Source organism: Fibrobacter sp., assembly GCA_024399065.1.
Lineage (GTDB): Bacteria > Fibrobacterota > Fibrobacteria > Fibrobacterales > Fibrobacteraceae > Fibrobacter.
The window spans coordinates 234,018-249,619 of record JAKSIB010000001.1; the positions used below are offsets into that span (position 1 = coordinate 234,018).

Below are 15,602 nucleotides of genomic sequence, written 5' to 3' on the forward strand. Positions count from 1 at the left end.
AACGAAGATTATCAAAAACAACAAAAAAACACTCAATGAAAGGAGTACTCTAATGTCTAAAATGCTTCAATCCTTCAGCCCTGAATCCGATGGTTGGCAGTTCATGTGGATCATCTTGGTCGTCTTCCTGATCGGCCTTGGCTTCTCCATCGAACGTTTTGTCTACATCATGCTCAAGAGCGGTAAGGGTCGTGCAAAGTTCCTCGCTGACTTCGGTAAGCTCATCTCTTCTCAGCAGTACGATCAGGCTCTCAACCTGGCTAACTCTGCAAAGCTCCCGGTTGCTCGCGTTATGGCTGCTATCGTTGCCGCTCGTAACGGTGGTCGCGAAACCATGACTGCTGCTTGCGATGCAGTTTTCCTTACTGAAGCTCCCCGTCTGACTCGCTACATTTCCATCATTCAGGTTATGGCATCCATCTCTACCTTGCTCGGCCTTATGGGTACCATTTACGGTCTGATCTTCACCTTCGACGCTGTTGCTAACAAGCCGGCTTCCGAACGTGCTAAGGCTCTTTCTGACGGTATTGCTATCGCTATGGGTACCACCCTCCTCGGCCTTCTCTCTGCAGTGCCTCTTCTGGTCATCGTTGGCCTCCTCAACATGAACTCTGAACGCCTCATCCAGGAAATGGAAGAAAAGGGCCTCAAGATCATCAACTCCTTGGCATAATTGTTTAGGTAATTACAATTAACTGGAGTTTATAAAATATGTCAAGACAACTTAAGAAACCAGCAAAGCCTGAAGAACCGGACCTGTTGCCGGCAATGGGCTTGTTCACAATCCTGATTCCTATGCTGTTGTCTATGGCTGCCTTCTCCAAGCTGGCTATCGTTGAAGTCAATCTGCCGGAACGTTCCATGATGCAGATGGACAACGATACCCCTCCGGAACCGGACCAGCAGGCTCTGAACCTCTCCCTCGCTATCACCGGTGATTACCTGGTGATCGGTGCTCGTGGTGGTTTCCAGCCCAATGTCTACTTCAAGGAAATGTGGACATTCCGTTGCAAGTCCGACGCTAAGTTGGTTACTTACTCTCCGGACGATGTGAAGGCTGCTGTTGATGGCGGTCATGGTCCCAAGTGCAAAGATGGCTCCGAAATGGATAAAGAAAAGTATCTTTATGAAATCGAAACCATTGAACTTTGGGCAATCAACAAAGAATCTGAAGAAGATCCGGGTCGCGTTCTTTGGGCAGTCTACACCAATGGTGGTACTGCTGAAGAAGCAATTGCTGACTCTGCATACGTAGATGGCAACAACAACTTCCTCATGGCTCCTGGTGAAGGCGCTATGGGTCTGAACCCGCCTTCTGCTCTCAAGAAGCCCAGCGCAGGTGCTGACTTGGCTACCCTTACTCCGAACTCTGCTCGTAAGCTGAAACCGGATGTAGCTGCCAAGAACCTCATTCACCCGCTCTCTGCTTATGACCTGATTGCTAAGGACCTCATCCAGATCCACACTCAGTTCATCGACCTTGATGACGTTGATAACATCATCATCGTTGCAAACGACGATACTCAGTTCGACAAGATCATTCAACTTATGGACCGTGCTAAAGAAGCCGGTTTCAGCAAGATCAATCTTGCTAAGCTGGGAGGTTAATCATGGCTAGAAGAAGTCGTAAATACGGTGAAGACGTCCCGTTCTCGATTACGTCCATGATGGACATGATGACCATTATTCTGGTGTTCATGATTAAGAACATGGACGCAGAAGGTCAGCTCTTGACTCAGGCTGAAAACTTGATTCTGCCGGTTTCCACCTCTCGTGTGCAGCCGAAGGAAGTTTCCCTGGTGGTTATCGTTGATAACAATTACGTGCTCGTTGATAATGCTAAGGTTGTCCCGACCGAAGATGTCCTGAAGCAGGAAGATCTCCTTGTGACCAAGGTTGACTCTGTGCTGAAGGAACGTCGCGCAGTGGAACAGGAACATGCCCTTAAGGCAGGTCTCCCCGCTGACGAAGCCGGCCACATCGTTGTGCAGATCGACAAGAACATCCCTTACGATGCAATGTATAAGGTAATGGCTACTTGTGGCTTTGCCGGTTACACCAATATTGCATTCGCCGTGATGGAAAAGAACGGCGGGGAGGACTAATATATGGCAAAGACTAAAAAGCAAGCTCCTGTCGTAGACCCGTTAGTAGCATCTCTCATGCCGGAATCCGACAAGAAGATGGGTGCTATCGCCGGTATCTCTCTCGTAGTAGCTTTGGCAATCTGCCTTTGGGCTTCCATGTACGAACAGGTTGTGGACGAAGTCGTGTTCGATGACTCTGCAGCTGCTGATCTGACTACTTCTATGTCCATCGAAGAAAAGAAGGAAGAGAAGAAGGAAGAAAAGAAGAAGGAAGAACCCAAGAAGCCTCGTAAGAAGGCTGGTGGTGGTGGCAAGCCGCGTGGTAAGGGTCAGCCCAACGCTCCCCAGACTCGTGGTGTGCTTAAGCTCCTCACAGCTCAGACCAAGAACGCAAGTGCCGGTGCATATGACCTCATGAAGAACCAGAAGTTCTCTAAGGACATCGACAAGGTGCTTAAGGACGTGGCTGGCCTCCAGACTACAGGTAAGACTGTTCTCGGTGGTCGTCGCGGTAAGGCTGATGGTGGCTTTAACGAAGGTTACGCTGAAGGCGGTTCCGGTGGTATCGGTGACGGTCTGGCTGGCCTCCTTGGCGGTGGTGGCGGTGGTATCGCTACTAAGGCTAAGGGCTCCATCAAGACCCCGTCTGAACGTGATATCGATATGGGCGCTGGTGGTGGTTCCCGTTCTGCTGCAGACATCATGAAGGTTGTCCGTCAGCGTACTCCGGGTCTCCGTCACATCTATAACAAGTTCCTGAAGAAGAAGCCGGGCTTCCAGGGTAAGGTTACCTTGAAGTTCACAATCGCTCCGGGTGGCGAAGTTATCAGCATCTCCATTGCTTCCTCTACCACTGGTTTCGGCGAATTTGATGGTGAAATCAAGACCGCTGTTAGCCGCTGGAAGTTCAGCAAGGTTAAGTCCGGTAACACAACTGTGACGATTCCGTTCACCTTCTCTGAATAATTCTTTATTCGTGAAGCGAAAAAGAGCTAGACTGCAAAGTCTGGCTCTTTTTTTGTGTACAGACAAATGTTTAAAAAAAAGAACAATTGTTTAAATTTTTATTGCGTTTAACATTTTTTTAAACTAACTTTATAACAGAATTTTTACTAGGAGTCTGAAATGAATTTAAGAACAGCTGCTGCAGTTGGCGCCGCTATTGGTGTCTTTGGCGTTGGTTCCGCATTCGCTACTTTTGCTCGTGTTGAATCTATGGGTAAGAACACTACTTACCTCATGGACGACGTCAGCATTTTCGATAATCCGGCAAATGCTAGTTTGTATTCCAACTACTTGATCGGTGGCTTCGGTTCCTATACCGATGCACATCCGGCTGTTGGATCTAACCAGGACCCGATGCACCCGACTTTCGGTGGTATCTTCTCCCTTTCCTTGGGTGATGATAATAATCCGGATCCGCGCTTTACTATCGGTGGCTTGTTTGGCCGTTCTTCTGAACTTGCCAAGTACCTGCCGGACTATGTTCAGATTGATGACAATACCAAGGTTGCAGTTCCCACTACCGTGACCAATTTCGATGGTTTCTTGGGAGGCACCTTCACTAGCGGTGACGCTTGGGGCTTGCACATCTATATCGCACACCAGGACGGCGGCGAACTTGATGAAAAGAGCGGTTCCTATCAGGTCAACAGCGATGCATTTGCTTCTATCGTTCAGCTTGATGGTGGTTTGAATTTCCAGGTTGGTAGTGGTACTTCCTACGAACTGTCCATTGGTCTTGCCCGTATTCAGTACGGTCCGGAACATCACAGCTTCTTTGATGATGGCAACTTCTCCTTCTTGGCTAAGGCTCGCGCATTCTTCACTCTCGATGCTATCGACGGTGAATTGATTCCTGCAGCATCTGCTAAGTTCATCAACGCTCCGGGCATTGACGACAAGCATGCTCAGGCTGGTGTCGGTATCAATGTCGCTATGGATCGCGGCTTCTTCTGGATGGGTCTTGACTTCGTCTGGAACCACACCAAGTCTCATGAATTGTATTTCGACACTGCAAAGAACGGCTGGCTCTATGACGCTCGTTTCGATGACGACGAAAACGACATCAGATGGGATATCCGTCAGGACATTGGCGGCAAGATCAGCTTCGGTATCGAACGTAACATCTGGTGGGACTGGTTCGTCATCCGCGTCGGTGGCCAGAAGTCCATTCTTTACACCAGCTGCGATGTTGACAGAAACAGCCATGGCATTGGTGCCGACGAAAAGTATCCGGAAAACCGCTACGGCAAGTGCAAGGCCGACGGCAACTTCTTCTCTACCAATCCCCTTGCTGACGGCACTAACGATGACCACGTTGGCTTCGGCTTCGGCATCAACATTGAAGAACGCTTGAAGATTGACGTTACCGTGGCAGAAGACCTCCTGTTCCGCAACCCGTTCCAGGGTGAAGGCAGAATCTTCTCTCGCCTCGACGCAACCTACAGCTTCTAGGATTAGAAAAAAAGATTCAAGGACGCTCCTTTGGGGCGTCTTTTTTTATGCAATAAATTTACGAAGTAGAGCTCATCATTTTTATATTTTTGAGGTATGAAGAAATTTCTTTTGATTGCATTTTTGCTTGCCTTGATTGGTTGTTCCGAACCTACGGAACGTATTGAGAACAAATTAACTCCGTACCTTCAGGAAGACTTGAAGTTCATGGTGGCGGAAACCATGCGTACTTCCAACAACGACAGAGAGGCCATTCTCGATACTCCTTACTACCGCGTGAAGGATTTTAGACTGTTTGAAGGTGCTGAAGCAAGAATCTATGCAGCCTATGCCGAGGTCGATTTCTTTATCTTCAAGAATATCGGTATGCATGAGAAACGCAAGTACCGTTACGACGTGCATACACGCAAATGGGACCGTTATTTGAAAACGTTAAAATTCGGTAAAGATACGATTCCCGAGTAACACAAGTTTGTAGTAAATAGTTATATTTTTTGCGGTTAGTTTCATTTTCAAAAAAGGACGAGTCCCTTGTTTGGTCTTTTTTCTTGTGACATCGGTATTGATCTTGGCACTGCAAACACTTTGGTCCACGTTGCAGGTCAGGGCATTGTAATTAACGAACCTACGGTTATCGCTGTGGACAGCAAGAATAACCGTGTTTCCGCCATCGGTTTTGAAGCCAAGAAGATGCTTGGCCGTACCCCGGGCGAAAGCCGTGCCGTACGTCCCATGCGCGATGGCGTGATTGCTGATTTTGAACTGGTTGAAAACCTCCTCCAGACCTTCATCAAGCGCGTTCAGAAGTATCCGCTGTGGATGGTGAAGCCCCGCGTTGTTGTGGGTGTTCCCTCCGGTATTACCGAAGTGGAAAAGCGTGCCGTGATCGACGCTGCCAAGCAGGCTGGCGCTAAGGAAGTCCACCTGGTTCACGAACCTATGGCTGCTGCTATCGGCATGGGCATTCCTGTTGAAGACCCTGTCGGTAACATGATTGTTGATATTGGCGGCGGTACCTCCGATATCGCAGTAATTGCCTTGAACGGCTCCGTTTGCAACGCTTCCGTACGCGTTGGCGGCGATGAAATGGACGAAGCTATTGTCCGCTACCTCCGCACCATGTACAACCTCTGCGTTGGCGAAAGCACCGCAGAACAAATCAAGATGCAGATCGGTTCCGCAGTACCTCTGGAAGAAGAACTTTCCATGGAAGTGAAGGGTCACGACTTCATCGCTGGCATGCCTCGCACCATGACCATCAATAGCGCTGAAATCCGTGAAGCCTTGAATGAACCTGTAACCGCTATCGTTGAAGCTGTTAAGCAGGCTTTGAGCATCACTCCGCCGGAACTCTCTGCTGATATTTACGATAAGGGCATCATCATGACTGGTGGTGGTTCTCAGCTTCGTGGTTTCGACGAACGTATCCGTCAGGAAACGGGTCTTTCTGTGAACGTTATCGACGAAGCCTTGATCAGCGTCTGTAAGGGTGCCGCACGCATCCTTGAAGACTTGGACAAGTACCGTCCGGTTTTGATCGCTTCCTCTAACTAACCCACATTTGAAGTTCGATGTTTAGGGCTTTCCGCTTTATAGTCGACTTGTTTACTCAAAGGCATGGCGTTGTCGCTTTTGCCTTTTTTCTGCTGTTGGGACTTCTGATGCGCCAGGCTCCTGGAACAATACGTCAAAGCATTGTTTCTACCGCCTTGGGCACTGTTTTCTATCCGGCTCAGCTTGTGGCTTCCTCGCTGAATTCCTTCCGCGAAGTGGCTGTTGAAAATGAACAGCTGAAGGAAGAAAATGCTCGCCTCCGTCAGGAAACCTACCATGCCCGCGAGGGTTTGCAGGAATTGGCTAGACTGCATACGCTGGTCCGTTTTGACGACAAGTGGGATTATCCCATTGTGACATCCCGCGTGGTTGGCCACAACCCCGGACGATTCCTTACAACGCTCGTGATCAACCGCGGTACGCGTCATGGTGTCCATGAAAACATGCCCGTATTTTCCATGAACGGCCTTGTGGGCAAGATTACCAAGGCTGCCATGACCCATTCCCGCGTCCAACTCCTTGTGGATCCGAACTTGAAGCTTTCCGTGATGGAACGCAGAACTCGAGTGGTGGGCTTCCTTGAATCCAAGGATGGCCACATGCTGACCGCCATGGTGCCTGCACACGCCGGTATCCAGGTGGGTGACACCTTGGTCACTTCCGGCCTTGGTGGCATTTTCCCCAAGGGCATTCCTGTGGGTACGGTAAATAACGTTCGTAAGGCAGACCTCGATGTGATGCGCTTGATGGATGTGGCTCCGTTCCAGGAGTTCGCCATTTTGGAAGAAGTATTTGTGATGGAAAAAGAACCTGACTGGGTCATTCAGGAGTTACTTGATGAGTAGTTTGAAATGGCTTAAGGTTTTGATTTTGTTCCTGGTGACTTTCGGCCTTCAGGTGACTGTTGCCGAATGGCTGCAGATTTTTGGCGTAGGTCCTGACTTCGTCATTATCTTCATCGTAGCCGTGGCTATCCGCCGTGGCCCTGCCGCAGGTTGCTTCTGGGGCTTTATGGCCGGCTTTGCCCAGGATGTCTATGCACCCATTGAATGGTTCGGCGCCAGCACGATTTCCATGACGATTCTTGGCTTTGTGGTAGGCCAGTTGGAAGAGCGTTTCTTGACATTGAACATGCCTGCAAAGGTTGGCGTTCTTGGTCTTGGTTTCTTTGTCTGTGATATGTTCTATTTCGGCATCACAGGCCTTTCCAAGGACGTGGTGACCAACATGTTCTTGACCCAGACTTTGCCGGAATGCATCTACACGATGTTCGTGGGTGCCATTGCGTTCTATCTGGATTTTGGCAAGAAGAAGAAACATGCTTGATTTCTCATCGGAAAACGAAATTCAGCAAAGAAAAAATTTGCATGTCCTGATTTTTCTTGCAGGCGTTGTTTTGCTGTTTGTCATTTTGCTGCTTCGACTTTTCTCGTTGCAGTATACCCATTACGATGAGAACCTTCAGCGTTCGGATAACAACCGAATCCGTAAGGTGGAACTTGTGGCTGAACGTGGCTACATTTACGACCGTAATGGTGTCGTGCTGGTTCGCAATCGTCCGTCTTATCAGATTGCGCTTATGGCATCTAGCCTCCCGCGAAAAAAAGATCAACGTGATTCTGTCTTTAGCAACTTGCTGAAAATCCGCGACAAGAGCGGTGCTCGTCTTTTCGATTCTCTTTCTGTGGATACTGCCTTCCAGCGTTCCCGTTGGATTAAGAACCGCCCCATTCGTATGCTGGAAGATGCGTCCCCGGAACAGGTGGCCATTGTTGAAGAACATTCTGCAGAACTTCCTGGCGTGGTGACTTTGATTGAATCCCGCCGTGACTATCCTTATGGAACTTTGGCTTCCCATGTCCTTGGCTATACAAGCGAAATTTCCGAAGAACAGCTGAAGCTTCCTGAGTTTGCGGACTATTCCCAAGGTGATCGTGTTGGCCAGAAGGGACTGGAACAAGGTTACGACAAGGAGTTCCGCGGCAAGAACGGTATGAAGCTTGTGGAAGTGAATGCTTCCGGTCGTGAAGTGGGCCAGGTCTCTGGCGTTGAAGGTACTGAACCGGAGCCGGGCTTGCATCTTGTTTCTACCATCGATTTGGCTTTGCAGAAAGTTGCGGAAGAAGCTATTCCTGACAGTGCCAAGGGTGCCCTGGTGGCCCTTGATCCTAACACGGGTGAAATACTTGCCATGGTAAGTTCTCCCCGTTTGGACCCGAACATTTTCTCTCTGAAGCGTCGCGAACGTAATAAGGGTTGGGCCCAGGTTGCTCTTGATTCCATGCGTCCGTTGACGAACCGCGCAATTTCCGGTACCTATCCGCCGGCATCGATTTTCAAACTGGTCACGTCCGGCGCTGGTCTTGAAAGCGGAATCCTTTCTGAATACAAGTATTACCCGAAGGCTTGTACTGGAGGCTATCAGTATGGCTCTCGTTATCAGAAGTGCTGGGGTGTTCACGGCAACTTGAACGTGGTGAACGCAATCCGCCTTTCCTGTGACGTGTTCTTCTATCAGGCAGGCCTTGATATCGACATGGCTCGCATCAATGAATTCGGCCGTCGTTTTGGCCTTGGGGAACAGCCCCTCGGTATTGACATTCCCGGTGAAAAGGCGGGTTGGCTTCCGGATTCCGTTTCTTTCAACGCCCGCAACAAACGCCTTGGATGGCGTTGGGCACGTGGTCTGATTTTGAACTTGTCCATTGGCCAGGGCCAGATCGTGACTCCGCTCCAGCAGGCTGTCCTTGTGGGTTCCCTTGCTACAAACAAGGGTGTTTATCGTCCCCACTTCATGAAGGAACTTCGCGATTCCAAGGGCAACGTGGTTCGCCGCTATGAACCGGAAATTATCCGCCCGGGAAAAATGAAACCTTACACTCACCGCGTGCTGATGAATGCCATGGATTCCGTGGTTAACCATCCGGGTGGAACAGGTAAGCGTGGCGCCATTCCTGGAATTCGTGTAGGTGCAAAGACTGGTTCCGGCGAATGGAAGAAGGGCGAGAAGACCCATGCATGGTATGCTGCAGTTGCTCCTCTGGAGAAGCCTGAAATTGCCGTGGCTGTCATCATGGAAGCTGCAGGTGGTGGCGGTGCCGTTTCCGGCCCCATTGCCAAGAAGGTGATGATGGCTTTCTTTGAAGCCAAGAAGGAACTGGAACTTGCTAAGGAACAGGAGGAAGCTCCTGAGGTAGAAACAGAAGCTGAGGAGAATGGACAATGAGCTCGGGAAAGTTCGTAGCACATTCCTTGAAGTTTGACTGGTTCTTCATCTTGTTGGTGCTGACCTTGATGGCCTGTGGCGTTACCTTGGTGTACTCGGCTACGGTGTCCGATGAAATACCTGTGTTTGATACCTTCTGGTTCAAGCAGATTGTGTATTTCCTCTGCGGTCTGGGCATGGCTTTTGCCTTGATTTTTGTCCGTATCGATTGGTTGAAACGTGTGGCGGTTCCGTTTTATGCGGTATCTCTCGTGCTGCTTGTTGTTGTGCTGTTCTTTGCGGGCGATGTGGTGAAGGGTGCTGGCCGTTGGATTGACCTTGGTATATTCAAACTGCAGCCATCCGAATTTGCGAAGATTGCCTACTTGCTGGTGATTTCCTACTGGCTGTCCAGACATCCTGTCAGTTTGTTTAAAATAAAGACTTTTGCCGTACCCTTTGTTCTGTTCATTGTTCCCTTTGCCTTGGTGTTGAAGCAGCCTGACCTGAGTACCGCCTTGGTGTTCATTGCAGTGACCATGGTTGCCTTCTTCTTTGCAGGCCTGACTGTGGCCGATATGTTCCTGATTGTGAGCCCGGTATGTTCCGTGTTGTTCTCCCATTCACAGTCACTGGAATATGAAGTGCTGTGGGGGCTTTTGATTTGTGCGGTGGTGTTCACCTTGGTTCGACGCCATTTGCCGAAGTATCTCAATGCTATTTTCCTGTTTGCGAACATTCTTGCGGGATATGCCAGCTCCATGGTGTGGAATATGCTGGAGCCTCATCAGCAGAAGCGAGTGAACACCTTCCTTGATCCCATGAGCGACCCTCTGGGTGATGGCTATCAGGTGCTGCAGTCCATGACCGCAATTGGTAGCGGTGGCCTCCAGGGCAAGGGCTTTGGAAACGGAACCCAGACGAATCTTGCGTTCCTTCCGGAAGAACATACCGACTTTATTTTCAGCGTGCTTGGTGAACAGTTTGGCTTTGCGGGCTGTGCCGTGGTTCTCGTACTTTACGCCTTGTTCCTGTGGCGTGCGACTTCCATCTGCAAGTTGACTAGCGATTCCTTCGTGACCTTGATGGTCATGGGTGCATCTACGATTTTCCTGTTCCACATCCTGGTGAACATTGCCATGACTATCGGCCTTATGCCTGTGACAGGCTTGCCGCTGCCGTTCCTCTCTTACGGTGGATCGTTTGCCTTGACTTGTTCAGTGCTGGTGGGCTTCCTGTTCTGCTTGCGCTATCAGAGTAGTCGTCGCCTTTAATTTTTTTTCAAAAATTGCAGTACCCGATTCAATGAAAAAAGCGTGTCTATAGAAAACACGTTTTTTTTGACTATGGACCTGGTACAAACTTTTGAGAAATTTGTTTTTGGCATGGAGTGCCTCGGTTGCGGTGCTCCTAATGTTCGGCTTGATCCTTGGCTGTGCCCCGCCTGTATGGCTGAACTGGGCCGGCTTTCCAAGGCGTCGCAGTTTCCTGAAGCGGATGTGTACTGTCTGTTTCCGATGCGACAATTGACGCGTCGGTTGATTCATTGCCTGAAGTACAAAACCGTTCCGGGAATGGCCATGTACCTGGTGCGGCGATCGTCGGCGGTAGAAGGCGGGGAAATTGGTCTTCTGTTTGCGGAACTTCCTCGTCCGTTGTTTTTCGTGCCGGTTCCTTTGCACAGGGCCCGCTATCGTGAGCGTGGCTATAACCAGGCGGAGAAAATTGCTGCGGCCTTGGCGACGGTGACGGGCGGTAAGGTTTGCCGTTGGCTTAGACGAAGAAAGTTTGTCGTGTCGCAGACGAAGCTTTCCAGGGAAGAGCGCGAACTGAATGTGGCGGGAGCCTTTGCGGCGAACCTTCCAAAGGAACTGCCCCGGCATGGCACGGTTGTCGTGGTGGACGATGTATTTACCACGGGGGCGACCACCAAATCCTGTCTGGGGGCGTTTGGCTCGAATTTCCCATTGCCGTTGAGGGTATGTACCCTTTTGTTCGAGGAACCTGTGACTGCGGTGGTCGATTTTGCCGCAGATTGTCGTAAATCATGGGATGATTGCTAAAAAACGCAAAAAAGGACCCTTTTGAGGTCCTTTTAGCGGAGGAAGAGGGACTCGAACCCCCAAGCCTTACGGCGGCGGTTTTCAAGACCGCTGACTTACCAATTAGCCTATTCCTCCAAAAGTGGTCAAAGGTTAGAAAAATTACCCCATTTTTGTCAACCGATTGTCTAAATAAAAAAGGTTTATCTAAATTAATGGTGTATGAACGTAAACACAAGTTCACAAGACATGGAATCCAGGAAGATCCTGGAGCTTCTGTTCTCTTACATGCCGAAAATTGCGGCAGAACGTAAGATGGACAACTTGCTGGTCCTGATGGCAGATCTGGGCCGTTCCATCGTGTCTGCTGATCGCTGCTCCTTGTGGCTTGTGGACGAGGACGAAGGCGAACTATGGACCAAGGTCGCCCATGGTGTCGATGAACTCCGTATTCCTCTGACTGCCGGCTTTGTGGGTTATTCCGTAAAGACTGGCGAATCCCTTTTGATTGAAGACGCCTACCAAGACCCCAGGTTTGACCGCCGTAGCGACGAGAAGACCTTGTACCGCACCACGTCCGTGATGACGGTGCCGTTGATGGACTCCCAGGGCCTGGTGATGGGTGTGTTTCAGGCGATTAACAAGAAGGGCGACTCTGCCGTGTTCTCCAAGGAAGACTTGGAACGCCTGCGCCTTACTGCCGTGTATTCCGCAAAGACCGTGGAATCCGCCATGTTGACCGCGGAACTTGAAGCTACCCAGCGTGAAATCATTCATATTCTCGGTGAAGTGTCTGAATACCGCAGCCAGGAGACTGGCGACCATATTCAGCGCGTGGCTGAAATTTCGTACAAACTAGCGAAATACCTCGGACTTCCTGCGGAGGACGTGGAGAATATCCGCCTCGCAACGCCGATGCACGACCTGGGCAAGATCGGTATTCCCGATGCTGTGCTTAACAAACCGGGCCGATTCACTGACCAGGAATATGCAATCATGAAGACCCATTCGGAATTGGGCTACAACATGCTTTGCAATTCCAAACGCAAGTTGCTGCGCTTTGCCGCAAGTGTTGCCCGCTCCCATCATGAACGCTGGGACGGCAAGGGCTACCCGCTGGGCCTTAAGGGCGAGGATATCCCGTACGCAGGCCGTATCTGCGCTGTGGCCGATGTGCTTGACGCCTTGGCCAGCCCGCGCTGCTACAAGCGTCCGTGGCCCGAAGCCCGCGTCAAGGAAGAATTCATCAATCAGCGCGGAGCCCAGTTCCAGCCGGAGATCGTGGACGTTCTCCTTGAACATTGGGATGAATTGTTTGCCTGCTACCGTGACATTCACGAAGAAGACGCTTCATCATTGGATGAATTCCTTCGCTAGGATTTAAAAGAGGCGCCTTTTTCTATGCCCGCGGCGCTAGAACTTAAGTTGTGTTAGAGCTTAGTAATGGCGTGGGCCTGCCTCGATCTATTGCATATTGTCCTGGACAACAAAAAAACCTCTAACTTGCGTTAGAGGTTTTCGTGGCACCGGTCAGAGTTGAACTGACGACACGCGGATTTTCAGTCCGCTGCTCTACCAACTGAGCTACAGCGCCGAAAGAGTGAACCAAATATAGTAGCCTATGTGCGGTTTGTCAAGGGTAAATAGAATATTACCGACATTTTTTCCTTTTTTTCTAATAATCTTCTAAATTTAGGGGTAGGGTGATGGTAAGAAGTGTCAAAAGGGTGGGACCTTTTGATTAACTAAATACTTTTGGAAGTTGCATGTTTTTTAAGAAAATCGCTAATGTAGCAGCCCTTGGTTGTTTGGGACTGTGTTTGTTTGGTTTGGCAGGTTGTCTTATCGATGAAGAAGCCTCGATGAATTCGGGCTCTACTGGAAGTACGGATGCTCCGGTTGGTTCCGACGGCAAGCCTTTGCCTACATATACGGATACCGTTACCACGATTGATACTATTACGGGTCAGGTCATTACAAAGATCGACACGTTCTACTTGCCTGAAGATACCACCCTTCGTTGGGTTGGCAACTCCGCTTTGAAGATCACCGAAATTGCTCCGGTGAACCTTGACTGGTTGGACGAAGATGGCGGTGATCCGGGTTGGGTCGAAATTTATAACGCAGGTTCTGATACTGCAAATCTCAAGAATTATACCCTTGTTGAAAATCGAGAAAATGCAAGAAAGTGGTTCTTTGGCAATGTGAAAATTGCTCCGAAGGGCTTTATCACTGTTTTCTGCGACAAGAAGAATGTGCAGGAAGTGCCTCCTGGTGACGACCACGGAAACATCCATTACCGTCCCCACACCAACTGGAAACTTGAAAAGGATGGTGGCATCCTTTACTTGATTGACCCGTATTATGGCATTCGCGACACTGTCGTTTATCCGGAACTTACTTCTGGTTTGAGCTGGGGTATCATGAATGGCGGTGTCTGGAAGTATTTTGACAAGCCCACGCCGGAAAAGCCCAACACTAGCTCCACCGCCTATGATGGCGTAGCTCCGGAATTCTCCTTTGCTGGTGCAGAAGGCGGCTTCTATAACGACGAAGTTACCTTGAAGGCTCCGACTGCTCCTGAGGGTATGAAGATCCGTTGCACCCGTAACGGTTCTGCTCCTACAAAGGACTCCCCGGAATTTAACCAGACGATCACCATTTCGGAAAATACCGTGCTTCGTTGCGCAGCTTTCAAGGATGGTCTCCTGACCAATAAGATTGTGACCAACACCTACTTCATTGGCGAAATGGTGAAGATGCCTGTGGTGGCTGTGTCTGTGGATTCCGTATTCTTCAAGAAGCATTATGTACCTAGGTCTGCATGTGGTGGTGATAATCCGAAAACCTGTCCTGCAGGTTTGATGGAGGATATTGAATTCCCTGTCCATGTGGAGTATTTTGCTGCTGGAAGCGATTCTAAGAGCAAAACCTGGGAAATTGATGCGGGTATTTCCTTGATGGGTGGTTGGAGCCGTGTTGCCGACAAGAAATCTGTGGCCATTGTGATGCGCGAAGAATACGAAGCAGGTTGGTTAAAACCACCTGCTGACGCACCGTTGTTTGAAACTCGAAAGGAGAAAAATAACAAGTTCAAGGGTTTCAATCTTCGCAATAATGGTAACCGTTTTGTTAGCGACTATATTGAAGATGCTGTTGGCGGTGCCGCTCTGGAAGGCTCTGGTGTGGATTACCAGCGTAGTCGTCAGGTGGTTGTATTCTATAACGGCAAATATTGGGGTATTCATGATATGCGTGAACGTTACAACAAGAACTATGTTGAAACCAACTACGATATTGATGCCGGTTCTGTTGAGATGATTAAAATTCTTGGTAAGTATGACAGTTCCTTGACTGGTAACACTGTAAGTGCAGTGAGCAACTTTACCGCACTGCTTAACTTTGTGGGTGAAGCCGATTTTAGTGGTGAAAACAACGAAGCCTATGCTTTTGTGAAAACCTTGATGGATGTTGGTAACTTTGCCGACTATATGGCTGCAGAAATCTATTACAAAAATGGTGACTGGCCCAATAACAACGTACGTGCATGGCGTGCTCCGGAACATCCCTGGAAGTTCATGATTTATGACCTTGACCATGGATTTGGATGGAAATGGGGCGTGAATGATGGTGAGTTCCAGGCTAGTTCCACCAATATGTTTGATTGGATTAAGAAGGGTGGTGGTAATAAACCGTGTAAAGAACAGGGATGCTTCGCAAACCTGTACATCAAACTTATCAAAAATCCCGATTTTGTACGTTTGTTCCTAAATCGTGCTGCAATGCTGTTCCAGAATAACGTAAATGGTTCTAACATTGGTAAGATTGTGAACACCATGGTTGCATCCATGAATTCCAATGAAATAGAACGTGACTTGGAAAAATTCAAACAGGAAGAAAAGTATTATCCGGGTGGATTCAGCAAGGATGGTAAGGTTCTTGTTGAATGGGCGGAAAGCCGCGATGAAAAAATTTATGATGAATTTGAAAAAGAGTTTGGCTTGAGTGGAACAGTGTCTGTGACTATTAGTGCCAATGGAAAGGGCTCTGTGGAAATCGAAGGAAGAAAAATTTCTGGTTCCACCTACAAGGGAAAGTTCTTTGCTGGCAATGGCATTATGCTTGAGGCCAAGGCCGGCGACGGAGCCATGTTCACAAACTGGTCTGACGGCTCCACAGACAATCCTCGCCTGGTTGAGGTTTCTGATGGTGCCTCCTTCACTGCAAACTTCAAGTAATTGAAATTACGGAACGTAT

At 49.2% G+C, this 15,602-nt stretch carries 14 protein-coding genes and 2 tRNA genes; 14 read left to right on the forward strand and 2 right to left on the reverse strand.

Features of this window, described 5'->3' with window-relative positions:
- Positions 1 to 52 precede the first annotated feature (52 nt).
- From MJZ25_00985 to MJZ25_01040, 12 genes are all read left to right on the forward strand, one after another.
- The gene (locus MJZ25_00985) at positions 53 to 673 is read left to right on the forward strand and encodes a MotA/TolQ/ExbB proton channel family protein (protein ID MCQ2122740.1); all 621 of its coding nucleotides are present in this window, start codon (positions 53 to 55) and stop codon (positions 671 to 673) included.
- 38 nt (positions 674 to 711) lie between these two features.
- The gene (locus MJZ25_00990) at positions 712 to 1,608 is read left to right on the forward strand and encodes a biopolymer transporter ExbD (GenBank protein ID MCQ2122741.1); all 897 of its coding nucleotides are present in this window, start codon (positions 712 to 714) and stop codon (positions 1,606 to 1,608) included.
- A gap of 2 nt (positions 1,609 to 1,610) precedes the next feature.
- Complete coding sequence (locus MJZ25_00995; protein MCQ2122742.1) at positions 1,611 to 2,105, forward strand: biopolymer transporter ExbD; 495 nt, start codon at positions 1,611 to 1,613, stop codon at positions 2,103 to 2,105.
- A gap of 3 nt (positions 2,106 to 2,108) precedes the next feature.
- Positions 2,109 to 3,053, forward strand: a complete 945-nt coding sequence (locus tag MJZ25_01000; protein MCQ2122743.1) for a TonB family protein — start codon at positions 2,109 to 2,111, stop codon at positions 3,051 to 3,053.
- Between the two features lie 159 nt (positions 3,054 to 3,212).
- On the forward strand, positions 3,213 to 4,544 hold the full coding sequence (locus MJZ25_01005; protein ID MCQ2122744.1) for a hypothetical protein: 1,332 nt from the start codon (positions 3,213 to 3,215) through the stop codon (positions 4,542 to 4,544).
- Between the two features lie 96 nt (positions 4,545 to 4,640).
- Positions 4,641 to 5,009, forward strand: coding sequence for a hypothetical protein (locus MJZ25_01010; protein MCQ2122745.1), 369 nt, complete (start codon positions 4,641 to 4,643; stop codon positions 5,007 to 5,009).
- 66 nt (positions 5,010 to 5,075) lie between these two features.
- Entirely contained in the window at positions 5,076 to 6,098 is a 1,023-nt protein-coding gene (locus MJZ25_01015; protein ID MCQ2122746.1) for a rod shape-determining protein, read from the forward strand.
- A 95-nt stretch (positions 6,099 to 6,193) separates the two neighbouring features.
- Entirely contained in the window at positions 6,194 to 6,943 is a 750-nt protein-coding gene (mreC, locus tag MJZ25_01020) for a rod shape-determining protein MreC (protein MCQ2122747.1), read from the forward strand.
- The gene (gene mreD / locus MJZ25_01025) at positions 6,936 to 7,424 is read left to right on the forward strand and encodes a rod shape-determining protein MreD (protein MCQ2122748.1); all 489 of its coding nucleotides are present in this window, start codon (positions 6,936 to 6,938) and stop codon (positions 7,422 to 7,424) included. Before mreC ends, mreD begins: the two co-directional genes overlap by 8 nt.
- A complete protein-coding gene (gene mrdA / locus MJZ25_01030; GenBank protein ID MCQ2122749.1) occupies positions 7,417 to 9,324 on the forward strand; it encodes a penicillin-binding protein 2 in 1,908 nt (635 codons plus the stop codon). Before mreD ends, mrdA begins: the two co-directional genes overlap by 8 nt.
- Positions 9,321 to 10,577 carry a rod shape-determining protein RodA gene (gene rodA / locus MJZ25_01035; protein ID MCQ2122750.1) on the forward strand — a complete coding sequence of 419 codons (1,257 nt, stop codon included), beginning with the start codon at positions 9,321 to 9,323 and terminating at the stop codon, positions 10,575 to 10,577. Before mrdA ends, rodA begins: the two co-directional genes overlap by 4 nt.
- A gap of 42 nt (positions 10,578 to 10,619) precedes the next feature.
- Positions 10,620 to 11,366: a ComF family protein gene (locus tag MJZ25_01040; protein ID MCQ2122751.1), complete on the forward strand. Its 747-nt coding sequence runs from the start codon at positions 10,620 to 10,622 to the stop codon at positions 11,364 to 11,366.
- Positions 11,367 to 11,402: 36 nt separating this feature from the next.
- On the opposite strand, the gene MJZ25_01045 is transcribed toward MJZ25_01040, so the two are convergent.
- Positions 11,403 to 11,483 (reverse strand) — tRNA-Ser (locus tag MJZ25_01045).
- A gap of 84 nt (positions 11,484 to 11,567) precedes the next feature.
- Between MJZ25_01045 and MJZ25_01050 the strand changes: the two genes are divergently transcribed.
- Entirely contained in the window at positions 11,568 to 12,722 is a 1,155-nt protein-coding gene (locus MJZ25_01050) for an HD domain-containing protein (protein MCQ2122752.1), read from the forward strand.
- Positions 12,723 to 12,866: 144 nt separating this feature from the next.
- Here MJZ25_01050 and MJZ25_01055 read toward each other — a convergent pair.
- Positions 12,867 to 12,939 (reverse strand) — tRNA-Phe (locus MJZ25_01055).
- Positions 12,940 to 13,111: 172 nt separating this feature from the next.
- On the opposite strand from MJZ25_01055, the gene MJZ25_01060 reads away from it, so the two are divergent.
- Positions 13,112 to 15,583, forward strand: coding sequence for a CotH kinase family protein (locus tag MJZ25_01060; GenBank protein ID MCQ2122753.1), 2,472 nt, complete (start codon positions 13,112 to 13,114; stop codon positions 15,581 to 15,583).
- The last annotated feature ends 19 nt before the right edge of the window (positions 15,584 to 15,602 follow it).